This window comes from Streptosporangium sp. NPDC023825 (assembly GCF_040639575.1).
Lineage (GTDB): Bacteria > Actinomycetota > Actinomycetes > Streptosporangiales > Streptosporangiaceae > Streptosporangium.
This window is the reverse complement of sequence record NZ_JBFAAE010000020.1, coordinates 24,125-49,062: the sequence shown is the minus strand read 5'-3', so window position 1 is coordinate 49,062 and position 24,938 is coordinate 24,125. Positions and strand designations below refer to the sequence as shown.

The 24,938-nt window shown below is 71.6% G+C and carries 17 protein-coding genes; 5 read left to right on the top strand and 12 right to left on the bottom strand.

From position 1 onward, the window contains the following. Positions 1-151: 151 nt before the first annotated feature. Positions 152-1,642, bottom strand: a complete 1,491-nt coding sequence (locus tag AB0G15_RS19330) for a serine/threonine-protein kinase (RefSeq protein WP_362841325.1) — start codon at positions 1,640-1,642, stop codon at positions 152-154. Between the two features lie 354 nt (positions 1,643-1,996). Here AB0G15_RS19330 and AB0G15_RS19325 point away from each other — a divergent pair, with 354 nt between their 5' ends. After that, on the top strand, positions 1,997-3,004 hold the full coding sequence (locus AB0G15_RS19325; RefSeq protein WP_362841323.1) for a D-isomer specific 2-hydroxyacid dehydrogenase family protein: 1,008 nt from the start codon (positions 1,997-1,999) through the stop codon (positions 3,002-3,004). Between the two features lie 130 nt (positions 3,005-3,134). Here the strand turns inward: AB0G15_RS19325 and AB0G15_RS19320 are convergent, their stop codons facing one another. The 8 genes from AB0G15_RS19320 to AB0G15_RS19285 all read right to left on the bottom strand — a co-directional run bounded on the left by AB0G15_RS19320 (position 3,135) and on the right by AB0G15_RS19285 (position 12,557). Next, positions 3,135-3,548 carry a VOC family protein gene (locus AB0G15_RS19320; RefSeq protein WP_362841321.1) on the bottom strand — a complete coding sequence of 138 codons (414 nt, stop codon included), beginning with the start codon at positions 3,546-3,548 and terminating at the stop codon, positions 3,135-3,137. A 90-nt stretch (positions 3,549-3,638) separates the two neighbouring features. Then, positions 3,639-4,694 carry a helix-turn-helix domain-containing protein gene (locus AB0G15_RS19315; RefSeq protein ID WP_362841319.1) on the bottom strand — a complete coding sequence of 352 codons (1,056 nt, stop codon included), beginning with the start codon at positions 4,692-4,694 and terminating at the stop codon, positions 3,639-3,641. Positions 4,695-4,980: 286 nt separating this feature from the next. Beyond that, a complete protein-coding gene (locus AB0G15_RS19310; RefSeq protein WP_362841317.1) occupies positions 4,981-6,144 on the bottom strand; it encodes a M20 family metallopeptidase in 1,164 nt (387 codons plus the stop codon). A 198-nt stretch (positions 6,145-6,342) separates the two neighbouring features. Then, positions 6,343-7,497 (bottom strand): amidohydrolase family protein, encoded by a 1,155-nt coding sequence (locus AB0G15_RS19305; protein WP_362841315.1) that lies wholly within the window; start codon positions 7,495-7,497, stop codon positions 6,343-6,345. 254 nt (positions 7,498-7,751) lie between these two features. Beyond that, positions 7,752-9,071: an MFS transporter gene (locus tag AB0G15_RS19300; protein ID WP_362841313.1), complete on the bottom strand. Its 1,320-nt coding sequence runs from the start codon at positions 9,069-9,071 to the stop codon at positions 7,752-7,754. A gap of 434 nt (positions 9,072-9,505) precedes the next feature. Then, entirely contained in the window at positions 9,506-9,976 is a 471-nt protein-coding gene (locus AB0G15_RS19295) for an ATP-binding protein (protein ID WP_362841311.1), read from the bottom strand. A gap of 389 nt (positions 9,977-10,365) precedes the next feature. After that, complete coding sequence (locus tag AB0G15_RS19290; protein WP_362841309.1) at positions 10,366-11,322, bottom strand: TIGR03885 family FMN-dependent LLM class oxidoreductase; 957 nt, start codon at positions 11,320-11,322, stop codon at positions 10,366-10,368. 149 nt (positions 11,323-11,471) lie between these two features. Beyond that, positions 11,472-12,557: a hypothetical protein gene (locus tag AB0G15_RS19285; protein WP_362841306.1), complete on the bottom strand. Its 1,086-nt coding sequence runs from the start codon at positions 12,555-12,557 to the stop codon at positions 11,472-11,474. A 238-nt stretch (positions 12,558-12,795) separates the two neighbouring features. Between AB0G15_RS19285 and AB0G15_RS19280 the strand changes: the two genes are divergently transcribed. After that, on the top strand, positions 12,796-13,767 hold the full coding sequence (locus AB0G15_RS19280; RefSeq protein WP_362841303.1) for a hypothetical protein: 972 nt from the start codon (positions 12,796-12,798) through the stop codon (positions 13,765-13,767). Between the two features lie 6 nt (positions 13,768-13,773). Here the strand turns inward: AB0G15_RS19280 and AB0G15_RS19275 are convergent, their stop codons facing one another. After that, positions 13,774-16,728 (bottom strand): glycosyl hydrolase, encoded by a 2,955-nt coding sequence (locus tag AB0G15_RS19275; RefSeq protein WP_362841300.1) that lies wholly within the window; start codon positions 16,726-16,728, stop codon positions 13,774-13,776. A 535-nt stretch (positions 16,729-17,263) separates the two neighbouring features. On the opposite strand from AB0G15_RS19275, the gene AB0G15_RS19270 reads away from it, so the two are divergent. The 3 genes from AB0G15_RS19270 (at position 17,264) to AB0G15_RS19260 (ending at position 19,984) form a co-directional block, all read left to right on the top strand. Beyond that, positions 17,264-17,632, top strand: a complete 369-nt coding sequence (locus tag AB0G15_RS19270; RefSeq protein WP_362841298.1) for a hypothetical protein — start codon at positions 17,264-17,266, stop codon at positions 17,630-17,632. A 252-nt stretch (positions 17,633-17,884) separates the two neighbouring features. Continuing rightward, the gene (locus AB0G15_RS19265) at positions 17,885-19,063 is read left to right on the top strand and encodes an FAD-dependent oxidoreductase (RefSeq protein WP_362841295.1); all 1,179 of its coding nucleotides are present in this window, start codon (positions 17,885-17,887) and stop codon (positions 19,061-19,063) included. Between the two features lie 279 nt (positions 19,064-19,342). Continuing rightward, on the top strand, positions 19,343-19,984 hold the full coding sequence (locus AB0G15_RS19260; RefSeq protein WP_362841292.1) for a tetratricopeptide repeat protein: 642 nt from the start codon (positions 19,343-19,345) through the stop codon (positions 19,982-19,984). 171 nt (positions 19,985-20,155) lie between these two features. On the opposite strand, the gene AB0G15_RS19255 is transcribed toward AB0G15_RS19260, so the two are convergent. Continuing rightward, positions 20,156-21,013, bottom strand: a complete 858-nt coding sequence (locus AB0G15_RS19255) for an alpha/beta hydrolase (RefSeq protein WP_362841289.1) — start codon at positions 21,011-21,013, stop codon at positions 20,156-20,158. Positions 21,014-21,460: 447 nt separating this feature from the next. Further along, positions 21,461-24,343: a BTAD domain-containing putative transcriptional regulator gene (locus AB0G15_RS19250; protein ID WP_362841286.1), complete on the bottom strand. Its 2,883-nt coding sequence runs from the start codon at positions 24,341-24,343 to the stop codon at positions 21,461-21,463. Positions 24,344-24,938: the final 595 nt, after the last annotated feature.

Below are 24,938 nucleotides of genomic sequence, written 5' to 3'. Positions count from 1 at the left end.
GGCAGCGCCGGTCCGATCATGTCGGCCTGGTCAGGCGGATCGCCGCCCATGATCGTTTTCATGGTGTTTTCATGGCGCCCCCCTGGTGGGCGGCCCCGCGGTGCCGACCTCAGGACGCGGCCGGCGAGCCCGCCGGCGGTCGGTGAGCCCGTCAGCGGTCGGCGAGCCCCTGGAGGATCGCGCGGACCTTTCCGGCGTTGTGGTGGTACGGGCCGTACCTGCGTTCGAGGTCCGGCAGCAGCTCACCGAGCAGCCGTTTGGCCCGCCCCCTGTTGCCCGCGTCGAGTTCCACCATCCCGATCTGACTCCGGATCTCCAGGATCCGTTCCTCTCCCGCGCCGAACCGCCTCTCGTCGGCCAGCAGCCGCCGGAGCTGGGACAGGGCGAGGTTCGTCTCCCCGATCGCCGCGTGGCATCCCGCCTCCATCAACCGGCACCGCAGGGCGAGGTTGTTGTCCGGCCCCTCCACCCTGGCGACGTCGGCCGCGAGCCGCTGGAACTCGGGCGCCGCCCGGCGGTAGTCGCCGCCGAGGAAGAGAGCCTCGGCGAGTTCGATCCGCAGGTCGATCACAGAGGAGCTCGTCGAGCCGAAGGAGCCCGCGGCGGGTCCGACCACCTCGGCCAGGAGGTCCGCCGCCTGGCCGAAACGGGCTTCCGCCTTGAGCAGGTCGGCTTCCTTGCGAGCGCGCTCGATGTCGGCCCGCTCGATCTGCACCAGTCCCGTGGCACGCCTGATCCGCGCCGGCCGTACCGGATGGGAGGGCCGCCGGTCCTCGGCGCGCGGGGCGGAGATCCGTCCGAGGACGGTGGCGTACATGCGCACCGGGTGGGACGTGTCCAGGTCGACGTAGCCGGGAAAGGGCGGCAGCTCGCGGCAGAAGTCGAGCAGCCGCTCGTAGACGACGTCCGCGCTCGCCGGCCGCTCCTCGGGCGTCTTCGCGAGCAGCCGCAGGACAAGCCGCTCCAGCCCTTCGGGGACGTCCTGCCGTCTCGCGCGCAGCGGCCGGGGGGCGACGTCGGTGTGGTTGCGCATCGAGGCCAGCGGGGTGGGCGCGGCGAACTGGTTGGTCCCGGCGAGCATCTCGTCCAGGATCACGCCGAGGGAGTAGAGGTCGCTCCGCGGTCCCGCGGTCCCGGCCATGGCCTGCTCCGGCGGCATGTAGGCCGGGGTGCCGAGCACCTCGCCCGTCCTCGTGAGGTTCGTCGTGTCCGTGGTGGCGAGCGCGGCGGCGATGCCGAAGTCGAGGACCTTGACGGTGCCGTCGGGGCAGAGCATCAGGTTGCCCGGCTTGAGGTCGCGGTGGACCAGCGAGCTGGCGTGGGCCACGGCCAGCACCGAGCACACCTGGGCGGCGATCGCCGCGGCCCAGGCCACGGGCACCTCCGTCTCGTCGAGCAGGGTCGCGACGGAACACCCCCTGACGAGTTGCATGACCATGTAGAGGTCGTCACCGTGTGGCCCGCAGTCGTAGATGGTCGGCACGCCGGGGTGTTCCAGCCGGGCGGTGATCCGCGACTCGCGTACGAAACGCCTGGCCAGTTCCTCGTCCCGGCGACCATCGGGAAACCTTTCGGCTTTGATGAATTTGATGGCTATCTGCCGATCCAGGCGTTTGTCGTAGCCGAACCAGACCTCTCCCATTCCGCCGGAGCGACGCGACGTGGGATCCAACTCGTAACGGCCACCGATGATCGTTCCTCTGCCCAAAACGATCCGCCCTCCAGAAACGCCCCGTCTTCCCCAGGAAAATGTAGCGCTCCCGGAGTCCCGTCGTCGTGGGCGAAAGTCTCTCCAGGTCACCGCCCCGCGATCGGATCGGTTCGCGCCGGGCGAGATCGTCGAATGCGTCACGCGTCCGCGATCCGGCTTTTCACGCGCCCACGTGATACCGGTCAATTCCCGGGTTACTTCCGGATCTCCGGGAAGTGACCGGCGAGGCGGGATCGCCCCCGGGCCGGCGATACGCCGCAGATGATCTACGACAGAATGTCGTTCATGGAAGCCCGTATCGCGATAGCACCCTTCGCGGAGGCGAGGACGTCCCACGGACGGCCCGGCTCCGCCGATGCCGAGCTCGACCGGCTACGGTTCGGGATCGAGGAGGCCGTGTCCCGCGGCGGTGGTACCAACGTCCCGCTCGCCGACGCCGACGGCCTGGTGTGGCTCGTTCCCGGCGAGCCGGGGCTGCTCGGGGCGACGCTGGATGCCCATCCCCGGATCGGGTGGGTGCAGTTCCCCTGGGCGGGGGTGGAGAGGTTCGCGTCATCGGGGGTGTTCGACCGCCCCGTGGTCTTCAGCTGCGCCAAGGGGTCGTTCGCCGGGCAGGTCGCCGAGCACGCGCTGATGCTGACGCTGGCCTGCCTGCGCAACCTCTCCCGCCAGGCGCGGACGCCCGGCTGGTGTCCGGTGGACCCCCGGTCGCTGCACGGCCGGCGGGTGACGATCCTCGGTGGCGGCGGCATAGCCACCGAGCTCGTCCGCCTCCTGCGGCCGTTCGAGTGCCGGATCCGGGTGATCCGCCGCCACCCCGAGAAGGCCGAGGGCACCGGCGGGACACCGAAGACGCCAAAGCCGCCGGAGACGCCGGAGACGCTGCCGCCCTCGGCCCTGCCCGCCGTGCTTCCCGAGACCGACATCCTGGTGCTGGCTCTCGCCCTGACGCCGGAGACGAGGCACGTCGTCGGCGCCGCCGAGCTGGCGCTGCTGCCGCCACACGCCGTCGTCGTCAACGTCGCCCGCGGCGCGCACATCGACACCGGCGCGCTCGTCGAGGCCCTCGGCGCGGGGACGATCTCCGCCGCCGGCCTGGACGTGACGGATCCCGAGCCGCTCCCGGACGGGCACCCCCTGTGGGCCGACCCCCGGGTGCTCATCACCTCGCACTGCGCCGACTCCGCCGAGTACGTCGCGCGGATGCTCTGCGAGCGGGTCGAGCGCAACGTGGGCAACCTGCGCGCGGGCCGCCCGCTGGAGGGGGTGATCGACCCCACCGCGGGATACTGAGGGGTACCGGCCGTCGCCCGCACCTGCTCCGGACGGCCCGCGCGCCCACCGCGACGTCCGGCCGTCCGGCCGACCGACCGGCATGACGGCGCAGCCGGGACACGGGACCGGGCGTCGCGGTGAACCGAGGTCAGCCGCGGGATGTTATCTGCTGGACCGCCCAGCCGTTGCCGTCCGGATCGGTGAAGAAGACGAATCCCACGTTGTCGAGGTCGTCTCCCTCACGGCTCGGGCGAGCGCCGGCCTTGCCCATCACCTGGATCTCGCCGACCTCCACCCCCCGCTCGACGAGGTGCGCGCGGGCCGCGTGGATGTCCGAGACCACCAGTTGCAGGCCCCGGAGCGAGCCCGGCTCCATGTCGACGAGGCCCTTCCCCAGGACGATCGAGCAACCGGATCCGGGGGGAGTGAGCTGGACGATCTGAGGGCCGCCGTCGATCCGGGTGTCGTGGTCGACCGTGAAGCCGACCTTCTTCTCGTAGAAGTCCTTGGCCCGGTCGATGTCGCTGACCGGGACCACCACCACTTCCAGGGTCCAGTTCATGAGATCTCTCCTCCTGGTAGCCGCGGTGGCTCTCCGGCCGGCCGGCGCTCATCTCTTTATAACCTTTTCGTTCTATAACCTTATGGTTTTCTATAGGTCCGCGTGGCGGCTGTCAACCGGCACCGGACCCTCGCCGGAGGCGTCCGCCGTGTCCCTCGGTTCCCGGAGGTGGCGCCGGTAGGACGCGGGCGAGGCGCCGTAGGCCGCACGGAAGGCCCGGCTGAAGTGGGAGTCGCTGGTGAAACCCCAGCGCGAGGCGATGGTGCGGACGGGCAGGTCGTCCATCAGGGGGTCGGCCAGGTCGCGGCGGCAGCGTTCGAGCCGTCGCAGGCGGATCCAGCCTCCGACGGTGACCCCCTCCGGCTGGAAGAGCTTGTGCAGGTGGCGGACGGAGATGTGGTGGGCCGCGGCGATGTCCGAAGGCGACAGATCCGTCTCACCCAGACCTCTCTCGATGAACGCCTGGATACGCATGAGGAGGACCCCGTGGGGGTTGGACAGGGAGTCGGAGGCGTCCGTGTCGAGTTCGTGGGCCAGCAGGGCGGCGACCAGGTCGAGGATGACCGTCGACAGCCGCAGCGCGTCGGAGGGCGAGCGCCGGCCGGGCTGCGCGATCAGCTGGTGGAGGAGCCCGCTGAGCAGCGCGCCGATGCCGTCCTTGCCCGACAGCCGCACCGCGAGCAACCGTTCGGCCGCCGAGGCCGGGAGCGGCAGGACCTCGCGGGGGAACTGCAGGATCAGGCCGTCGGACACGCTCGGACGGGACCCGCCCGCCGCCCTGGAACCGGCGCCTTCCGCCACGGTCCAGGCGTGGAACGTGCGGGAGGTGTCGTACAGCGTGATGTCGGTCGGCGCCAGCCCGGCCTCCCGGCCCTCCTGCTGGATGCCCGACCGCCCGCGAAGGGTGAGGGAGAGCTGGTAGTGGCCGGGGTCGGACCGGCGGATCCGGCTCGGGCTGCGGCGCGCGTCGAACGAGACACACCGCACCCGGGACAGCTGCGCCACCCCGAGGTCGAGCGTGCGCATCTCGGCCCAGAAGTCCGCGGCCTGGTCGCTGGAGACGTCCACCGAGACCACCGACTGCGCGACGGCCTCCCACCAGAAGTCGAATCGCTCCTGAACGGGGACCCCGTCAAGCCGTAACACGGAAGGAAGCAGCAACTTTTCTCCCGACAAACACCACAAAAGGGACTAACGACAAATTGTCGGAAATCTCGCATTCTCGGGTGTTCGTTTACCATCTGACGCGGAGAGCCCAACGGCCCCGCCTGACAAGCGGAAAGTCGCGATCGTCCGCACCTCACCCCCACGCGGGCCCCGGCCACACCCCCGGTGACCGGTCCTCACCCACGTCAACGACCATCACGCTTCCAGCGTTCCAGGCTTTTTCCGCCTCTCCCGCGGATTACCGCCGCCGGCGCGAAACACCTGTTCAGCCGCCCGCGCCGATCACCCGCGTGGCGGCGAGGTAGGCGGCGAGCAGGCTCTCGGCGACCGCCGTCACGGTCTCGTCTCCGGGCAGGAAGTACGGGCTGTGCAGTCCCGACGCCGTGTCGGTGCCCACGAACAGCATCAGCGACGGCACGACCGACGCGAAGTGGGCGAAGTCGTCGGCACCGCAGGAGCGCAGCGTGGCGGGCATGTGGTGGGCGACGTCGACGAGAATGCAGCCGGTCTCCTCGGCGAGGCGGGCGTCGTTGACGAGCACCGGCTCCCCGGGCGTGATCCGCACCTCCGCCTCGCAGCCGTGGACGCGGGCGACGCCCTCGGCGACCTCGCGGAAGCGGTGGTGCAGCTGGCGGCGCCACGACTCCGACATCGTACGCAGGGTGCCCCGGGCGGAGGCGTGACCCGGCATCGCGTTGGGGGCGCTGCCCGCCGACACGGTCCCGAAGGTGACCACGGTCGGCGTCATCGGGTCGGCGTCGCGGCTGACGAGCTGCTGCGCGGCCACGATGATCTGGGCGAGCGCCAGGACCGAGTCGCGGGACAGGTGGGGGTAGGCCGCGTGCCCGCCCTGCCCCCGGACGGTGACGGTGAACTCGTCGGAGGAGGCGTTGACCGCGCCCGGCGTGCAGGCCGTCTCGCCGGCGCCGAGCACCGGCTGGACGTGTGCCGCGATCATCGCGCCGACCCGGTTCCTGCGGAGCGCCCCGGAGTCGACGATGTCGCGGGCACCTGAGGGGTGGGTCTCCTCGCGCGGCTGCAGCACCGCGACCATCGGCGCCGGCGCCCGTACCCGGTCGACCGCCCTGGTCAGCGCCACCAGCGCCGCGAGGTGCACGTCGTGGCCGCAGGCGTGCATGGCGCCGTTGCGCGAGGCCCAGGGCACGTCCGTCTCCTCCGGGATCGGCAGGGCGTCCAGCTCCCCGCGCACCCCGACGGCCAGGCCCTCGCCCCCGACGCGGAGGAGCGCGCCGGTCCCGGCCACCCGCTCCGTCGTGTCGCCCTCGGGCAGCGCGTCCAGCACGCGCTTGAGCGTCGGCTCCTCCTTTCCCGACACGCACGGCTCGGCGTGCAGTTCCCGCCGCAGCTGGAAGGCGGCGGGCAGCTCGGCGTGCAGAGCGGCGCGGAGCCGCTCGTGGATCTCGTTCATCGCCGCCCCCCGAGCCGGCGGGCGTCGCGGTTTCCCCTCACGCGTCCTCCTCGGCGGGTGCGGCGAGTGCGCGGACGTGAGTGCCGATCATGGATCTCCCTCTGACTGTGCGTGGTGCCGTTCTGCTGGTACATGGGTGCCATGGGTGCCGTTCTCGTCGTACGTGATGGTCGTTCTCGTCGCCGGCCCCGGGGCCGGTCACCCGGTCTCTCCGAGGCCGTAGACGCGGCGGGCGTTCCGCGCGCCGATCATGGTGGCGACCCGGATCGCCTGTGGCTCGCTCCACTCGCCGTCCGCGACGAACCCCCCGAGGACGCGGGCCATCGCGCGGCGCCAGAGCAGGGCGCCCAGGTGGTGGAGCTCCGCGGGACCCCAGGCGTCCGAGGAGAAGAGGATCTTGGCGAAAGGCGCCAGCTCCAGGCTCTCGGCCACCAAGGCCACGCTACGCGCCCCGGTGTGGTTCACCCCCAGCCCGACGTCGAGGTAGACGTGCGGGTAGGCCTGGGCGAGGTAACCGGCGTTGCGGTGGTACGGGTAGCAGTGCAGCAGGAGCAGGGGGACGCCCCTGGGCTCGGCGAGCTCGACGAGACCGCGCAGCAGCAGGGGGTCGGACCGGCGCAGGTCGAGGTCGGGGTCGCCGTACCCGGTGTGGAACTGGAGCGGCAGCCCGCGCTCGATGCCCGTCCAGATGAGGTGGCGCAGCAGCACCGGGTCGTCGACGCGGATCCTCCCGGTCCGCTCGGACTCGCGCAGCCAGCGTCCGGCCGCCGCCACCACCTCGGCCGGGGCGGGCGGGGCGGGGTCGAGGTCGAGCCCGTACCGGTAGGCGGCGACGCTCTTCAGGCCGCGCGCCGTACGGCTGCGCTCCCACAGGGCCGCCTCGAAGCGGGCGGCGAACCCGGCGGCGTCGGTCCCCTCGGCGGCGACCCCCTCCGCGACCGACTCCAGGCGGACGATCTCCTCGACGGGCCGCCCCGTGAGGGCCGCCATCGGCGCCGGGCCGAGGATCTCCCCGCCTCCGTAGCCGGTCTCCAGGAGGAAATGATCGACCCCTGCCGCGGCCAGCAGGCGCCGGTTCGCCTCCCCGGCCCCGAGCTCGGCGCGGCGGGCGAGGTAGGTCTCCGGGTCCGGGTGCGGGTCGAGCCCGAGGACGGGCGCGCAGTGCCGCAGGACGGCGAAACCGAGCTGCGAGTCGAACTGGGTCATCCAGCCGGGCACCGGCCGATCGGACTCGGTGATCAGCTCCTCGAACCGGCTCCGCGGCAGGTCGCCGTCGAGGGCGCCGTGGACGTGATGATCCACCAGCGGTATCGCCCCGATCGCACGCTCCAGGGCACCGGCCCCCGCGGCCACGGCCGCGCGCTCCGGAATTCCGGCCTCCCCCGCCCAGGCCGCGTGTTCCAGGGACGCGGCCCTACCCTCATCACCCTCATCACCCTCATCACCCGCACCGCCCGCACCGGGCCTCGCCCTCGCCCTCGCCCTCGCCCTCGCCGGAGAGTCCATGGGTGCCGGGGTCATGGTGGAACGCTCCTCGAGTGTGCGGTGCCGCTGGGATACGAGGTGCCCATGAAAAGGGGATGTCATGCCCCGGCGTCCCATCCGGCTCACCCGCCGATCGGGCGCTCCACCTCACCCGCCGCCTCACCGGGCGTCCCGTCTGCCGCCGTGCCCGCCGTGTCTGCTGTGCCTGCTGCGCCCCTCTTCCGGATGCCGGGCGCGAGGGTGAGGGCGACGACGGCGAGCGGGAAGACGGTGGCGACGAGGAGGCCGGTGCGCAGACCGGAGCCGCCGTCGCCGGGAAGCGCGGCCGACAGGGTGGTCAGGAACCCGCCCGCCGCGGCGGAGGCGTCCGCGGCAGCCCCGGCGATCCAGGGGCCGGCCGCGCCCCCGGCGTCACCGAAGACGGCCAGCACCCCGAACATGGCCGCGCCGCCGAGGGGGAAGCGGGCCGCGGCGAGACTGAAGGTCCCCGGCCACAGGAGGCTGACCGCCAGGCCGCACACCGCGCAGCCGACGAGGCTGACCACCGGGTCGGAGGACAGGCAGACGACGAGGTAGCAGACGGTCGCCAGCGCGCCGCACGAGGCCATCGCGGGCACCAGCGGGATCCGCTCGCCCCACAGGCCGTAGACGATGCGGCCGATCCCCATCAGGACCGCGAACAGGCACGGGCCCGCCAGGTCACCCCACACCTTGGAGACGCCCAGTCCCTCCTCCGCGAAGAGGGAGGACCACTGCGACATGGTCAGCTCGGCCGCGCCCGCGCAGAGCATCAGCACGACGGCGGCGGCGAAGGCGGGAGCCCCGAAGAGCGCCCGCAGGGAGGTACGGTGCTCGTCCGGCACGGTCGCGGGCAGCGGCACCCTCAGGAACGCCACCATGTTGACCAGCGGGACGAGCGCCCAGGCGACCGGCAGGACCTGCCAGGCGTCCTGGCCGATCCAGGCCAGCAGCAGCGTGCTGCCCGCCACCACCGCGACCTGCCCCCAGCAGTAGAAGGAGTGCAGCAGGCTCATCGCCGCGGCCTTGCCCTCCTGCGGGCTGGGCAGCGCGTCCACGACGGGGCTGACGAGCACCTCCAGCAGGCCACCGCCGACGGCGTAGACGACGATCGCGACGCACAGTCCCAGGTACGGGGAGGGCGACACCGCCGGGGCCACCGCCAGCAACACCAGTCCCAGCGCCGACAGGACGTGCGCCAGCACCAGCGGGACGCGGTAACCGGTCCGGTCCACGAACCTCACGGCCACGATGTCGGTGACCAGCTGGGTGGCGAAGTTGAGCAGCACCAGGCGCCCGAGCATCTCCAGGGGCAACTGGTAGCGGGTCTGGAACACGATGAACAACAGGGGGGCCAGGTTGTTGACGATGGCCTGGGTGACATATCCGGTGTAGCAGGCACGGCGGGTGTGGTCGTACGTCATGGGCGATGCGTTTCTCTCCCTGGGGGGCGGGCCGTCCCGCACACTACGGGGCCGGACGGCACGGCGGCACACCCACCCCCGGCGACAAGAACCCCCAGGTCACTGCGACACCACGGCATCATGACACCGCGGCATCGTGACATCGGATGCCGGATCGTGAGACCGGATGCCGGGGAGCCCGCCTCCGGTGGACACGACCGCCCCTGCCCCTTCAGGCCCTGGGCCCTCTTCAGGCCCCCGGCACCCTCCCCTGCAGCCCTTCCGGCGCCTTACCCCTGTTCCGGCGCCCTCCCGCTTCCTGCCCGCGCACCTCTCAGCGCTTCCTGCCCGCGGATCTCTCAGGCGCCCGGACGGCCACGCGATCCCGTGCGGGGGACACCGGGCGCGCCGGACGGGCGGGCGTCTCCCGGCACGCGCCTACTTGAGGCACGCGCCTACTTGAACTGCAGGACCGGGGCGACGGCGGGACGGAGGTGGGAAGGGGCGGGGAGACCGAGGACGAACCAGACGATCTTTCCTCCGGTGGGGGGATGGGCGACACCCCAGTCGTCGGCGAGGGAGTCGACGATCTGAAGGCCCCGGCCGCCGGTGGCGTTCATGTCGCGGGCGCACACGCGGGGAGCCCCCTCCCCCGGGTCGAAGAGCTCGCCGCGGACGAAGCTCCTGCCACCCCGGATCCGCAGCGCGCACGCGGCACCGCCGTACCTGACGGCGTTGGTGACCAGCTCACTGACGATCAGCATGCAGTCGTCTATGAGGTCGTCCGCGCCCCACAGGGAGAGCTCCCGGCGGACCAGCGAGCGGGCGTCGCGCACGCTCGTGGGAACGGCGGGCAGCAGGCACTCGCCTTCGTACTCGTGGGCGGCGTCGAGCGACGCCGCAGATGAGTCGTGCTGGAGAGACACTGCGCCTCCTTCTGATGGGAGCGCTCCCATGACAAATGTAGAACATTCACCTACGTCTGTGAATTGATTCCTCCCTAATTGTTTCCATCACATGTCATGAAAAGTGAGGAAGATCAGATTCATGCCATGATCTCCGGCGGCCTGAGAGGCCGACCACCGGCCGGGAAGCCGCCTGCGCCGCTCACCCTCCCCGGCCGGGAATCCGCCCCCCTTCAGCCGGGAACCCGCCCTTACCGCTCACCTTCCCCGGCCGGGAAGTCGTCCCCCCTCCGGCCCGGGAAGTCGCCCCCCTCCGGCCAGGAACCCGCCCGCGCCGCAACCCCCTCCGGCCGCGCGCAGACGCCGGCGCGGCCTGGGAAGCGCCCTCAACACGACCGGGGAAGCGCCCGTCAGCGCAGCTGGGGAAGCACCTTCGCGCCGAAGGCGTCGATGTAGGCGGACTGCTCCTGGCCCACGTGGTGCAGGTAGATCTCCTCGAAGCCCAGGTCCGCGTACTCGTTGATCCTGGCGGCGTGCCAGCCGAGGTCGGAGGAGACGTTGACGGCCTCGGCCACCTTCTCCGGCGAGACGTCCGCGGAGACCACGTCGAAGAGCTCGGCGGTCTCGAGGTCCCAGCTGACCGGCGGCGAGAAGACGTTGCTCCGCCACTGGTCGTGGGCGATGGCCATCGCCTCGTCGTCGCTCTCGGCCCAGCTGAGGTGGACCTGGAGCGCCACCTTGCCCTTGCCTCCGGCGTCCCGGTAGGCGCCGATGACCTCGCGCAGCCGGTCGACGGGCCCTCCCACGGTGATCAGGCCGTCGGCCCACTCCGCGCACCAGCGGGCCGTCTCGGCACTCACCGCCGCGCCGACCAGCTTCGGGGGGACCTCCGGGCGGGTCCACAGCCGGGCGCGGTCGACGGTCACCAGCCCGTCGTGGCTGACCTCCTCCCCCGCCAGCATCGCCCGGATGATGTCGACGCACTCCCGCAGCCGCTGCTTGCGGAGCTCCTTGCGCGGCCAGCGATCACCGGTGATGTGCTCGTTGCTCGCCTCGCCCGTGCCGAGGGCGGCCCAGAAGCGCCCGGGGTACATGGCGCCGAGAGTGCCGATCGCCTGGGCGATGATCGCGGGGTGGTAGCGCTGGCCGGGGGCGTTGACCACGCCGAACGGCAGGTTCGTGGCCTGGAGCGCCGCGCCCAGCCAGGACCAGGCGAACCCCGACTGCCCCTGACGCCTGCTCCACGGGGAGAAGTGGTCCGACGACATCGCCGCCCCGAACCCCGCCTGCTCGGCCCGCGTGACCGCCTTCAGCAGCTCGGCCGGGTGGATCTGCTCGTGTGAGGAATGAAAGCCATAAGTCGCCATCGTCTCCGGCTACCCGGGAGAGGGGCGTCCATTCGGGTGAGCGGCGCGGTACCGCCCGGTATACAGGGCGGTACCGCGCCCGGGCCTTTCGGAAGGCCGAGGTCGCCTCCAGAAGCCTCCATGAGCCTCCAGAAGGCCGAGGTCGCCTTCTAGAAGGCCGAGGTGTAGGTGACCAGCGACTGCCGGTCGACGCGGGTGGTGGCGTTGTAGCAGATGACGTTGCGGACGAACGCGTTGCCGCCGCTGGTGTTCCAGAGGGTCTGCAGGTTGCAGAACTCGGGGCCGGAACCGTACGCGGTGACCTGGACCTGGTCCTTCAGGACCCCGACCCTCGGGAAGGTCACCAGGCGCTGGCCGGGCCCCGCCGCCTGGATGGTGTTCGTGCTTCCCTGGGAGTTGTAGTTCAGAGCCGAGGGCACCGGCGCGTACGGGCCGGGGTTGGCCGGGGTGGTGTCGAAGGTGTAGGCGAAGTTCTTCGGCGGGATCGCCGCACCGGTGATGGCGCGCTCACGCTGGTAGGTCAGCGTCCATCCGGTGGTGAGCGGCACGTTCGTCGCGTTGTGGCAGCGCACCTGGACCGCCTGCGCGCCCACGCCCGGGGCCCAGGCACCGACCTTGCAGCGGGCGGGCTGGCTGGGATTGACAGCGGTGACCTGGAGGTTTCCGGCGAAACCGGGCGAGCCCAGGCCGGGCAGGGTGACCGTCCAGACACCCCCGCCCCCGGCGACGGTGTTCACGCCCCCGGCCGAGTTGAACTGGGTGGCGATGGCGGCGCCGTTGTAGTGCACGTAGCCGAACGCCTGCGGCGCGGGCAGGACGCCGGTGCTCTGCTCGAAGACGATGCTGTACGGCGTGAAGACCGGAGCGCCTCCGTACCGGTAGCACTGCACCGCCACCACCAGGTCGGTGCCCGAGGGGCCCCAGTTCTGCGCCTGGCACCAGTAGGCGGTCTCGGAGATCGCCGTGACGTGGACCACGCCACCGGTGATCGCGATCTGCGGGAACTTCACGAACGTCTGCCCGACCCCGCCGGGAGTGACGCTGACGTTGAAGCCCACCCCCCAGCTGCCCGCCTGGTGGTTGACGTCGGGAATGCCGGAGGTCACGTTGACCACGGCGAAACCCCACCGGTTGGGAACGGAGGCCTGCGCGCCCGTGGCCGTCGCGGTGATACCCGCGGCGAGCATCGCGATGACACACAGGATTCGCAACATCACTCTTCGTAACTGACGCATGCCGTACTCCATCGGCTCGGGGGGTGGGGCGATCGGACGCGACCGCGATGCCGGCGCGGGAAAATGTCGGGAATCACAGTTCGTCCTGAGCTCTTGATAACCCGCTCGTCCCCCCTTGAGAAGACCCAACCTGACGGGTGAGATGACTCCGTCTTCCCAGATCAGGTCAGGGTTCGGACCAGATGGCGGCTCTCTCGTCGAGAGATCGTCCGGCCGTTCCGCCGAGTACCGTATGTACATGCGCAGCCGATCCGCCAGGATCCACGAGACGGGGTGTGAGACCGTGCCGGAGCCCGAACCGAACGTTCCGCGTGTCATGTGGCAGTTGCTCGAGCCCTTGCACGCCGTCACCTACTTCGCCCCCGAGGCTCGGGCGGCGGCCGACGCGGTCGGCATGCGCGGCTTCTGGATGGGCTACTTCGCGGCCAGGGCGGCGCCGCTCGGGCCGGTCGGCCCCGGCGTCGTCACGGCGGCGTTCCACGGCTTCCCCCCGGCCAGGGTCGCCAGGGCGCTCCCCGACGCGTGGACGTTCGCGACCCCCGGCGACGTGCTGCGCGCCCGGCTCGACGGGGCGGGAGCGGCACTGCGGAACCTGCTCACCGACAAGGTGACCGGCTCCGACGACCTGCGCGCGGCGGCGGACCTCGCCTGGGAGGCCGCCGGGCTCGCCGACACCGCCGGCCGGGTGCTCGGCGCGGCCAACCAGGCGCTGCCCGCCCCCGACGAGCCGCACCTGCTGCTCTGGCAGGCCGCGACCACGCTGCGCGAGCACCGGGGCGACGGGCACGTGGCCGCCCTCGTCGCCCACGGCGTCTCCCCCGTCCAGTCCCACCTGCTCAAGGTCGCGGCGGGCGAGACGGACCTGGACCAGCTGCGCCTGGCACGGCGCTGGGACGACGAGGAGTGGGAGGCCGGTGCCGCCGCGCTGCGCGAGCGCGGGTGGGTCGACGACTCCGGCCTTCTGACGGCCGAGGGCGCACGGGAGCGCGAGCGGATCGAGCGGCTGACCGACGAGGCCGCGGCCGCTCCCTGGCGGGCCCTGGGCGGCGAGCGCACCTGCGAGCTCGCCCTGCTGCTCCACCCGCTGACCATGGCCGTCCTGGAGTCGGGCATCATGCCGCCCTCCAACCCGATCGGCCTGCCGCCCCCCGGGGAAGGCGAGAACGGCCGGGGGCTCACGCTCCCGGCCGTCCCTTCGCCGATCGGCTGAGGGGGATCAGCCGAACGGCAGCCTCACGATCGACTGGTTGCCGACGCCGAGGTTGACGGCACCGTTGCCGATGGCGTTCCAGACCTCGACCCTCACCTGGCCGTTCGACAGGTTGCCGAGCGCTCCCGAGGAGGACTGCGGGCCGGCTCCCTGCGTGTAGTGCTCCCAGCCCGTCACCGGGTCGGTGGCGAAGTAGGCGTAGGTCTCCACCCTGTCCCAGCTCCCGTTGCCGGTCAGGTCGTAGGAGACCCGGACCTGGGTGCCGTTGGCGACCGAGGTTCCCGCGTCCACGAAGAGGTCGAACGCGGTGGTGCCTCCGTTGTGGCCGGCGGTGAGACCGGTCGCCGTGAAGACCCGGGCGTTGGTCGGCACGCCGTCGTGGTTGCCGTTCGCGGCGGCCACCGCGAGGCTGCCCGCCGTCCCGGCCGTGCCCGGCAGGCCGCCGCCGCTCTGCAGGTAGCGCGTCGCGGCGAAGCCACCCGGGTCCGGGGTCGGCGTGGGAGTCGGGGTGGGCGTGGGGGTCGGGGTGGGTGTCGGGTCGGGGTTCGTGGTGCCGCCGCCCGCGTTGCCGCCACTCCAGGTGAAGGCGCCGGAGGTGACCGTCTTGCCCGCCGGGACGTTGAGCACGGTCCCGTTGGAGAAGGTCACCGTGAGCGCGCTGCCGGTGATGTTGGACGCGACGTAGGTGCGGGCCCCGTTCTTGCTGAACACCTTGGCCAGCGGGTGGTTGGCGGTGACGGAGGTGTCCACCGTGCCCAGGGCGGCCAGGTTGCGGATCCAGTGGAAGGTGTGTGCCCTGCTCTCCCCCTCCTCGGGGGTGTAGGAGCCGGCGGCGCGCAGGTTCGACAGGGCCGCGTCACCGTTGCCCAGCGCCTGGAACTGCCAGAGGATGTCCCGCCACACCGTGGGTGGGCCGCCGTTGTTGCGTACCAGCTCGGCGTAGTTGGTGTTCACGTAGGCGGGGTTGTCGCCCATGTAGAAGTGCCCGCCGGTGACCGGGAGCATGTTGATGCCCTGGATCATCTCCGGCTCGGCGCTGAACCAGGTGGCGTACGCGCCGCCGCTGCCCCAGACCATGCCGACCGTGCTGTGGCCGAAGGCTGCGGGGAAGTTCTGGTCGCGCGAGTCGAACCAGTACTCCTGGATCGCCGCGGCCTGGGTCGTGTAGATGAAGATGCCCGCGTCGCGGACGGCGGTGTTGCCGGTGGCCTGTCCCCACTGGATGAGGGCGTTGGCGAAGTTCTGGCCCTCCGACGACGACTCCTGGTTGTTGCCCGAGCCGAACGCGCCGTGCCCCGACGCCCAGTCGTGGCCCGCGTAGATGTCGAAGTCGCGCAGGTACGGGAAGCGGGTGTCGTTGCGGTCGTAGTTGTTGGCGTCGCGGATCAGCAGGTCCACCATGCCGCCGTACTGGCTGGTCCTCGCCCAGTTGGGGTCGAACTTGGCGAGGGTCGCGGCGGCGGCGATGTAGTAGCCGTAGTGGAAGTGGTGGTCGTTGAGCTCCAGGTCGGAGCCGTACGAGGCCGGGTAGCCGAGCAGGGTTCCCCAGCTCGGGTTGTAGTAGAAGACCCGGCTGGTCTTGCCCGGCGAGGCGGTGAACCAGTCGTTGAGCCGGGTACGGATGGCGTTCAGCGCGGCGGTGCGCACCGACGTCAGGTTGAGCTGGTCGGCGATCTCCGCGATGCGGGCGGCCCGGCCCAGGCCCTTGCCCGTCCAGTAGGTGTCGTCGCCCCGGATGTCCATCGGGTTGCCGAGCTCGGCGTTGAGCTGGTTGGTGACCGTGGTGAGGTCGGCGCCCGAGCTGTCGGCCACCGCGGGGATCTCGGGCAGCACGCCGGTGTACTTCATCGTCGTCCGGAACTGCGTGCCAGTGACGATCTTCATCGGCCCGCGCGCCGACACGTACGTCTGCGCCAGCGGCGTAGAGCCGGTCAGGTGATTCCACTGGTGCGGGTAGAGCGCGATGACCGTGCCGGTCTGGCTGCCCTGCCTGGCCGTGGTGGTGAAGGCGTACGTCGTGGTGAGCGAGCTCGCCGACTGGTTGTAGGCGTACGAGACCCGGGTGCCGGTGACGTGCGCGTGCGCGTACTGGCCGTAGGTGCTCGCCAGGGCCGCGCGGTCGCCGCCCGCGGGCAGCGCCGCCACGGAGAAGAAGCCCCTGCCCGCGAGGGCGGAGCTGATCGTCGTGCCGCTCACCGACCAGGTCGCGCCGGTCGGCGCGTAGGCGACGTAGTCACGGCCGCCGGCGGTGAAGCCGATGGTGGCGCCGCTGTTGGACCACACCGTGGGGGTGCCCGCGGTGGTGATCTGCGCGTCGCCTCCGGTGACCTGGAAGTACGCGAACGGCAGGCCGTGGCCGATGGTGGCCTTCATGGTCCGGCCCGCGCCGCTCCAGTACGGGGTGACGGTCCAGTCGCTCCAGCCGTCGACCTTGACGTCCGGCGAGCTCAGGCCCGCGACACCGACGCGGATGTTCTCGACGTACGGGTAGTGGTACTCGCCGACGCCGGTCGCGGTGCCGCTGATGGCGGGGGTGGTGTTGTAGGAGAAGCCGAGGCCGTTGCCGAAGGTGTCGTACGAGATCGGGTGCGCGTGGAGCGGCTCGCCGTACGCGCAGTCGGTCTTCTTGTAGAGGATCGACGACCACCAGTCGTTGGTGGGCACGGCCCCTGCGGGGGCGTTGGCCGTCACCCACTGGCGGGGGTTGGTGGAGATGGAACCGCAGCCGGCCGGCAGCGAGCGTCCGGCCGGGAGGGTGTCGGCGTAGCTGCCGGCGCCGACCGTGGCGGCCTCGGCCGAACGGACGGCGCCGAGGCCGCCGAGCAGTCCGGCCACCATCGCGACGACCACGCCGGCGGCGAGGCGGCGCCGACGAGTCCTGAGGCGGGCCGCCGACCGGGCGAGTCGTCCTTCACGGGGGGGCGCGCTGTCCGGACCCGTGGTCCGGATCGAGGGATCCATTGGGGGGTGCCTCCGGGGAGAGGAATCGGGCTCTGAAGCTGACCGATACGAGAGAGCGCTCTCTCACCGAAAAGTAACGGGCTGCGTCACGGCAGTCAATGTTTCACGTTGGTAACGAATAGGTAAAGTACAGACGTGCAGGCGAGAGGGCGTAAGCCCAGAAAACAGGGCGTTACGCCGGACCGCGATGCCTCCCCTGGCTCGCGCGCACCGCATCACCCCCCTGGCCAACGATCAAGAAATGAACCTATCCTGATCTGAGAGCGCTCTCTCCGTCGATCGACGTCAGTCGCCGATCGACCGCTTGGCAGTGCCCGCTCCCCCGTTCCCGGGCGCCCCGGGAAGGGTCGCGAGCCGGCGGCCGCGGAAGGCGCGGATCCCGCTCGAGAGCACCCGCACCCTCCCGGCCCCACATGCCCGATCACCGAGACGGGTGCAACTGGCGAGGCGGTGACAAAATCAAGGCTGGACACTCAGCGTGACAGTCAATTTACTTTGCGTGACCACTGAGGCACCCTCTGTCCCAGGAGAGAACATGCGAAGCAGGAAGCTCACGACCGCCGCGCTGGGCGTCGCCGCCGTCGGCGTCGCGGGTCTGACCGCGATGACCGTCGCCGCTCCGGCCACGGCCTCCGTGCCCGCCGCTTCCGCGGCCGCCGACTTCACCGGTTACCAGCTCGTCAAGCTGCCGAACGCCAACGTGCCCAACTTCCAGCGCCGCGTGGTCCGCTGCCCCGCCGGGAAGAAGGTCGTCGGCGGCGGCGCCGAGGCGCAGGGAAACCAGGCCGTGCTGGTGGGCTCCTTTCCCACCGACGACGGCGGCGGCTGGATCGGGCTCGGCCGCCAGCCCGGCTACAACGACGTCGGCATCAGCGTCTACGCGATCTGCGCCAACGTCAGCTGATCGTCACCCCGACCACACCGTCCCCCGGCCATCACCCCGGTGATCACCGTCCCCGTGGTCACCACCCGCTCGTCCGCGTTCCCGATCATCACCCCGGTGATCACCATCCCCCGTGATCGCCATCGCCTGATCAACGTCCCCTGATCGGCGTCCCCCGAGAAAGCACCGGCTCCGGCCGGGCCCGGAAGGGTCCGGCCGGAGCCGTTTCGCGCGTTCATCTGAAATCTCACGCGTTCATCTAAAATCGCCCCCGTGGAGAACCCCGCCGTCGAGCACGACGACGCCGCGCGAAGGGAGAAGCCGCCGATGCACACCCCCGACCGGATCGAGACGGAGATCGCGGTGATCGGCGCGGGGCTGATGGGCTCGGCCACGGCGTGGGAGCTCGCCCGCCGAGGTCACGCCGTCACCCTCATCGAGGCGTACGACGTCGGTCACCGGCACGGCAGCTCGCACGGCACCTCACGGATCTACCGCCGGGCCTACGCCGACCCGGAGTACGTGCGTCTCACCGGCCTGGCCGGGGAGAGCTGGCGCGAGCTGGAGGACGACACCGGGACGGAACTGCTCCGCGTCACCGGCGGCGTCGACCTCGGCGCGGGGCGCGACCCCGAGGGGATCGCCCGGCTGCTGGCGGAGGCGGGCGTGCCGCACGAGCTGCTCTCTCCCGGGGCCGCGGCCGAGCGGTGGCCGTTCATGCGCTTCGAAGGACCGGTGCTGCACCACCCGGAGGCGGGCACGGCCGACGCCGACGCGGCGGTGGCCGCCGCGGTGAACCGGGCGGCCGAGCTGGGCGCCCAGGTGCTCACCGGCGTACGGTTCACCGGCGCGGAGCTCCTGCCCGGCGGACGCGTCCGGCTGCGCACCGAGGGCCCGGAGGTGACCGTCGCCACCGTCGTCGTCGCCGCGGGCGCCTGGCTGCCGGAACTCGCCGGCCGGCTCGGCGTGCCGGTGGGGTTGCCCCCGCTGCGGGTGACCCAGCAGCAGGTCTTCCACTTCCGCTCGCACGATCCGGACGCCCGCTGGCCCGTCTTCGTCCACATGGACGGCACGCAGATCTACGGGCTTCCCTCGGGCGGCGACGGCGGCTCCCGGCCCGCGGTCAAGGTCGCCCAGCACGACGCGGGCACACCCGTCACCGCCACCACCAGGGACGGCGTCGTCGACCCGGCCTCCCGCGCCGTGGTGACCGCCCATGTCCGGAGGTGGCTTCCCGGCCTCGACCCCGTCCCGGTGGCCGAGGCGAGCTGCCTCTACACCGTCACCCCCGACGAGGACTTCGTCCTCGACCGCGTCGGCCCCCTCGTCATCGCCTCCCCCTGCTCGGGCCACGGCGCCAAGTTCGCCCCCCTGATCGGCCGGATGACCGCCGACCTGGCCCTCGGCCGCACCGAGCCCCACCCCCGCTTCGCCCTGCGCCGTTTCACCTGAAGGACCCGCACCGTCTCCGGTCATCCGGCCACGCCGAGCAGGCGCACCACTTCGGGATCGAGGACGAGCGTGACGGCGACCTGCTGGAACGACGGGGAAGAGCTCTCATCCGGCGGCAGCCTCACGAAGCTCCTCGAAGGAGGCCCCAAGGAGCCGCCGATCTTTTCCTCGGAGGACGGCAACGGGATCTCGCGGCAGCCGGAAGGCTGGTGTCACGCCTCGTCCGGCGCGTACGGTGTTCGACGCGGCGGGCGGATCCGGGTGAAAGGGGTTGAGCGGATGAGCGCGGAGGAAAGGCTCGAACGGGCCAGGCTGCTCTACGAACGCGCGGTCTTCGACGGTGAGGCCGGGGTGCTTGAGGTTGCCGACCGGGAGCTGGACGCGGTCGAGGCCGGTCTGGCGCTGGCCCGTGGCCGGATCATGCACGCGCGCTTCTTCGAGGACGGCGAGGAGGACCCGCGCGAGCTGGCGCTGTTCGAGCGCGCGACGGAGCTCTACCGGGCGCTCGGCGACCTGCGTGGCGAGAGCGAGTCGTTGCTCTGGATCGGCCTCCTGCACCAGGTCGTCCGCGGGGACGACGACACCGCGGTTCCGTTTCTCGAACGGTCGCACGAGCTCGCGGTACGGGCCGGTGACAAGCTGCTGATGTCGTACGCGCTCCGGCACCTGGGTACCGCCGAGCACGCCGCCGGGCGGCTGGAGACGGCGCGGGAACGGCTGGAGGAGTCGGTCCGGCTCCGCCGGGAGCTCGGTTTCCTGCCCGGTGTCGCCGCGAACCTGGTCGGGCTGATCTACATCGCCGCGGCGCAGGGCCGCCGTGACGACGCGCTCGCGCTGGCCGAGGAGGCGAGCGCCCTCGCCGAGGCCGCCGGCGCGAGGAACATCGCGCGCCAGATCGAGGAGGCCCGCACGCGGGTGTAGGCGACCTCGTCTCTGCCGGACCTTCTGAAAACTGCCGGACCTTCTGAAAACTGTCGGACCTTCGGGAAAGCCGGGAGACCGGCGCGGTCACGGCCGTCTCCCGGGCCGGGTCGCCGGGAGACGGCCGTGTTCGGTCTCGCCGGGCCGCGTCACCTCAGAGGCCGCGTCACCTCAGGAGCTGGAGAGCACCTCGTCGAGCTTGGCGGCGAACTCCTCGTGCCGGGTGCTGAAGGCCCCGTGGTCGCCGGGAAACATCACGTGCCGCCCCCCGATCTGTTCGGCGACGACGAAGGAGGCCCGGTAGGGCGGCTGCCCCTCCGACTCCTCGCCCGCCACCATCACGACGCGCGCCGAGGAGGCCCGGAGCGCGTCGACGTCGGGGAGGTGGCTGACGAACGGCGGCACCTCGTAGCCGATGAAGAACTCCGTGTTCTTCTTCATCCGCGCCAGCGCCTCCGCCATCTCGGGGGTGGGCTCTCCCTGCTCCCCGCGGGGGGCCGCCTCCTCGTGCTCGCTGCCGGTCCTGTCGAACCCGGTGGCGAATGCCCGCATGGCGGCCTCGGTCCCCTCCTTGGCGAAGGCCTCCTCCACGTCCCGGATGACGTCGCGCCAGCGGTCGCGGTCGGGCAGCAGCTCGAAGAGCGGCGGCTCGTGGGCGACCAGGACGCGCACCTGCTCGGGGTGGCGGGCGGCCAGCTCCAGCCCGATGATCGCACCGGAGCTGTTGCCGAAGACGTACGCCGGCTCGTCGGCGGTGACGCCCGCCTCCACCAGCACGCGGTGCGCGTCGTCGGCGTGCGTCTCGATGCTCTGCGGCTCCGGCGGCCCGTCCAGGGGGCTGCGCGAGTTGCCGCGCCGGTCGTAGGTCACCACCGTGTAGCGGTCGGCGAGCCGCTGGGCGAGGCCCGCGTATCCGGCGGCGTCGTAGATCCCGCCGCAGATCAGCAGCAGGATCGGGCCCGAGCCGCGGATCTCGTGGTGAAGGGTCGCGCCGGGCACCTTCAGAGTGTTCGTCCTCGTGGGCCGCATGGTCGTTCCTCCTCGAAAATCGTCGTCCGTCTCGTTCCGCCGATCGCAGAGAATCGGAGCCACGGATGCGTTCCCGGCATCCCTGCCCGCAAGACTTCAGGGAATGAGTGCCTCCTCCTGTGGCAGGCAGCCCCGGGTTGGCGGCACATGGGGAACCGCACCGCCACCGTCCTCCTCGCTTCCCCTCGAGGAGGACACCACGGCCTCGCCGACCTGGCAGTCATGGCGGCCGGAGCGGCGAGGCGCGTCGTAGTAGTGCGGGTCCACACCCCTGATGATGCCAGCCGGCACCGACAGTTCCCGGCCCGAGCACAGTGCTCCCCCGCCCGCCCCCGGCCCGCCGAGCACTCGCGGAAGGCCCGTGCGGATCCACCGCGCGGGGCACGTACGCGCGGAAGGCCCACGTGGATGCACCGCGCGGGCCGAACATGCGCGGAAGGCGTGTGCTCAGCCGGTCAGGGCGGTCACCTTCGGCTCGGCGTTCCACCACGAGGCCCCGTGCCGTTCCAGCAGGACCTGTACCTCGTCGGCCTCGGGCATGTTCCGCCGTACGAAGATCTCAAGCGCCTCTGCCAGGCACGCCCCGGCCCGGCCCGGCTGGCCGAGGTAGGAGAACGCCTGGCCGAGCGCGACGAGCGCCTTGCCCTGGATCCATTCGTCGCCCGCCTCCGCCATGAGGCCCAGCGAGTCCTCGGCGCAGTCGACGGCACGGTCCAGCTGTCCCAGGACGAGGTGCGTCTCGGCCATCCGCAGCAGGGTCGCCCCCTCCCGGACGCGCTGCTTGAGCCTCCGGTACGCCTTCCGCGTCTCCAGGAGCCGGGAGAGCGCCTCCTCGGGGCGCCCGGCGTCGCGCAGCACGACGGCCGACTGGTACAGGATGTCGGGATCGGCCCCGCCGCCCAGCTCGCGGATGGTGCGTTCGGCCAGTTCCACGGCCTCCACCGCCTCGGCGGTCCTGTCGACCGACGCGAGCGCGAGCGCCATGTTGCCCAGGCCGACGGTCTCGCTGCTTCGATCGCCGAGCCGGCGCCAGACCTCGACCGCCTCGGCGTACAGCGCGATCGCCTCGGTCTTCGAGCCGCGGCTGGAGACGGCCAGGGCAAGCAGGTTGAGGCTCTCCGCGTACCGTGCCAGGTCGTCCTCGGCGAGGCTGAGGTCCCGCGCGGCGACGCCGTCCTCGATCGCCGCGTCGAGGAACCAGCGGCTCGTCCAGAACCCGCCGCGCACGCACCGGGCGTGCGCCTCGGCGCGGCGGTCCCCGCGGGCCGCCGCCGCCTCGACGAGGGCTCCGGCCGCCCGCTCGTAGCGCTCGGGGGTCACGTCGGTCTCCAGCACGTCGGACGCCATGTCGAGCAGCCGTATCGCGTCGGAGAGAACGCTGCCCGGAGTCCGGGCGATCTGGTGCACGCAGCTGATCACCCCTTGCTCCTCGTCCTCCGCCCAGCTCACCGCGGCCTCCTCGTCCGCGAAGGAGGGTCCGGGAAAGGAGGGTCCGGGCGAGGACGGTCCCGCGCCGGACACCGGGGCGCCCGGATAGGTCAGGTGGTAGGCCGCCGTCATGCCGGCGAGGTAGTAGCCGAGCAGCCTGGCCAGCGCGGCCCGCCGGACGTCCTCGTCGTCCGGCCGCGACCGGGCGAAGATCTTGAGGAGGTCGTGGTAGCGGTAGTGGCCCGGCGAGGGCGACTCCAGCATGCTCACGTCCACCAGCGCCTCGCACACCTCCTCCGCGTCCGGCTCGTCCAGGCCGAGCACGGCCGCCGCCGAGCCCAGCGAGAAGTCGGCCGCGTCGGGGACGGCCAGCAGCCGGAACGCCGAGGCGAGCCCGGCGTCGAGCTGGTCGTAGCCGAGGGCGAACGTCGCCTCGACGGCCAGGTCGTCCACCCGCAGTTCCGCCAGGCGCCGGCGCTCGTCGGCCATCCGGTCGCGCATCCTGGCCACGCTCCAGGCGGGCCGCGCCGCCAGCCGCGAGGCCACGATCCTGATCGCCAGGGGCAGGTACCCGCACGCCCCGATCAGGTCCGCCGCCGCCTCGCGCTCGGCGGCCACCCGAGCCTCCCCCACCACCTTGCCCAGCAGCGCCATCGCCTCGTCGTGGGGCAGCACGCCCAGATCGACCTGGCGTACGCCGGACAGCCCGACCATCTTCGCGCGGCTCGTCACCAGTACCGCGCATTCGGCGGCTCCCGGCAGCAGCGGCCGTACCTGCGCCACGTTCGCGGCGTTGTCCAGGACGACGAGCATCCGCCGGTCCGCCAGCGTGGAGCGGTACAGGGCCGCCCGCTCGCCCGGTTCCTCGGAGTCGGCGGGAACCTCCGCCCCGAGGGATCGCAGGAACCTGCCGAGCACGGTCTCCGGTGCGAGCGGCTGCGCCCCCGAGCCCCTGAGGTTCACGAAGAGCTGGCCGTCGGGGTAGTCCGGCGCGAGCCGGTGCGCCACGTGGACGGCCAGGGTGGTCTTGCCCATGCCGCCCGCGCCCGACACGGCCGAGATCACCAGCGCCGAGGCGTTCCCCGCCCTCAGGGCGTCCACCATCTCGTCGACCTCGGACTCCCTGCCGGTGAAGTCAGAGGTGTCGGCGGGGAGCTGCCGGGGCACCTGCCTGACGGCCGGGCTCGCCGCCCTCTTCAGGCCGAGGGCGGGGTCCGCCGTGATGATCCTCTGATAGAGCTCCGCCAGCTCGGGCGAGGGGTCGATGCCGAGATCCTCGGCGAGCAGTTCCCGGGTGTCGGTGAAGACGCCTATCGCCTCGGCCTGCCTGCCCGAGCGGTACAGCGCCAGCATCAGCAGGCCGGCGAGCCGTTCCCTGGCCGGGTGTTCCCCGCGGAGCGCGGTCAGCTCGGCGATGACCTCGGCGTGCCCGCCCTCCTCGACCTCCCGGGCGAGCCTGAGCTCCTGCACGGCGAGCCTCCGCTCGCCGAGCCGGATCCGCTGGCCCTCGGCGTAGCCCCCCTCCAGCCCGGCGAGCGGCTCCCCCCGCCAGAGCGCCAGAGCCTCGCCGTACCGTCCCTCGCGGGACAGCTCCTCCATCGTGACCAGGTCGCAGGTCCCGCCGGCGAGAGCGTACCCGCTGCCGATCGAGGTGATCACCTCGGCGCCGAGGGCGGAGCGCAGGCGTGAGACGTAGGTGCGCAACGTGCTCATGGCGGTGCGGGGACGGTCCTCGCCCCAGATGGCGTCGAGCAGGTGACCGTGGCCCACCACCCTCCCCTCGGCCAGGAGGAGGACGGCGAGGACCAGCCGCTGCTGGGGGGAGCCGATCTCCACCTCGTCGCCGTCCCGCCAGACGCGCACCGGCCCCAGTACGGAGAACCGCAGTCCAGGATCACTCATTTTGACAGCGCTGTCTTTCGCTTGTTCTCGAACGGTCCCATGGAAGCGCCGCCGTTCTCTCGCGCCGGGATACCGCCCGACGAGATCATGCCGCCCGACGAGATTCGGGCTGTTTCGTCCCGCCGTGCCGTTCCGTGCCAGCTCACCACGATGAAGCATCGTATGGCAGCACATCGGCATTCGCCGAAAAACCGGCGAACCTCGTAATTTTTCACATTCGGGATGTTTCGCCGGTGATCGCGGCGCGGACCCGGGCACCCACCGCCAGGCCGGCGGCCACGCCGACCGCGCGGGCGGGACAGATCACTCACATCGGCGGACCGCCCGAAGCATCCCGGATCGGCCGAAGCATCCCGAACTGCACTGAGCATCCCGAACTGCCCAGCGCATTCCGGACCGGCCGAAGCATCCCGGGCCAGCCGGAGAACCGAACCGCCGCAGGGCGCTGCCTCCACCGGCACGCAAGCGGTTTCCAGCAATTCGCAACCACTTACGTGAAACTTTCCGTACAAGAACCAACGCAATGCGGTCGTTACGTTTCATGCATTAGATGAAATCTTGCAGCAATCTGTTCGTCATTTTAAGGTGTGGATAC

Excerpts from the sequence above, each read along its gene's own strand:
- AB0G15_RS19330 (WP_362841325.1), bottom strand. The coding sequence starts at position 1,642 with ATGGGAGAGGTCTGGTTCGGCTACGACAAACGCCTGGATCGGCAGATA.
- AB0G15_RS19325 (WP_362841323.1), top strand. The coding sequence starts at position 1,997 with ATGGAAGCCCGTATCGCGATAGCACCCTTCGCGGAGGCGAGGACGTCC.
- AB0G15_RS19320 (WP_362841321.1), bottom strand. The coding sequence starts at position 3,548 with ATGAACTGGACCCTGGAAGTGGTGGTGGTCCCGGTCAGCGACATCGAC.
- AB0G15_RS19310 (WP_362841317.1), bottom strand. The coding sequence starts at position 6,144 with ATGAACGAGATCCACGAGCGGCTCCGCGCCGCTCTGCACGCCGAGCTG.
- AB0G15_RS19300 (WP_362841313.1), bottom strand. The coding sequence starts at position 9,071 with ATGACGTACGACCACACCCGCCGTGCCTGCTACACCGGATATGTCACC.
- AB0G15_RS19290 (WP_362841309.1), bottom strand. The coding sequence starts at position 11,322 with ATGGCGACTTATGGCTTTCATTCCTCACACGAGCAGATCCACCCGGCC.
- AB0G15_RS19285 (WP_362841306.1), bottom strand. The coding sequence starts at position 12,557 with ATGCGTCAGTTACGAAGAGTGATGTTGCGAATCCTGTGTGTCATCGCG.
- AB0G15_RS19280 (WP_362841303.1), top strand. The coding sequence starts at position 12,796 with ATGCGCAGCCGATCCGCCAGGATCCACGAGACGGGGTGTGAGACCGTG.
- AB0G15_RS19275 (WP_362841300.1), bottom strand. The coding sequence starts at position 16,728 with ATGGATCCCTCGATCCGGACCACGGGTCCGGACAGCGCGCCCCCCCGT.
- AB0G15_RS19270 (WP_362841298.1), top strand. The coding sequence starts at position 17,264 with ATGCGAAGCAGGAAGCTCACGACCGCCGCGCTGGGCGTCGCCGCCGTC.
- AB0G15_RS19260 (WP_362841292.1), top strand. The coding sequence starts at position 19,343 with ATGAGCGCGGAGGAAAGGCTCGAACGGGCCAGGCTGCTCTACGAACGC.
- AB0G15_RS19255 (WP_362841289.1), bottom strand. The coding sequence starts at position 21,013 with ATGCGGCCCACGAGGACGAACACTCTGAAGGTGCCCGGCGCGACCCTT.
- AB0G15_RS19250 (WP_362841286.1), bottom strand. The coding sequence starts at position 24,343 with ATGAGTGATCCTGGACTGCGGTTCTCCGTACTGGGGCCGGTGCGCGTC.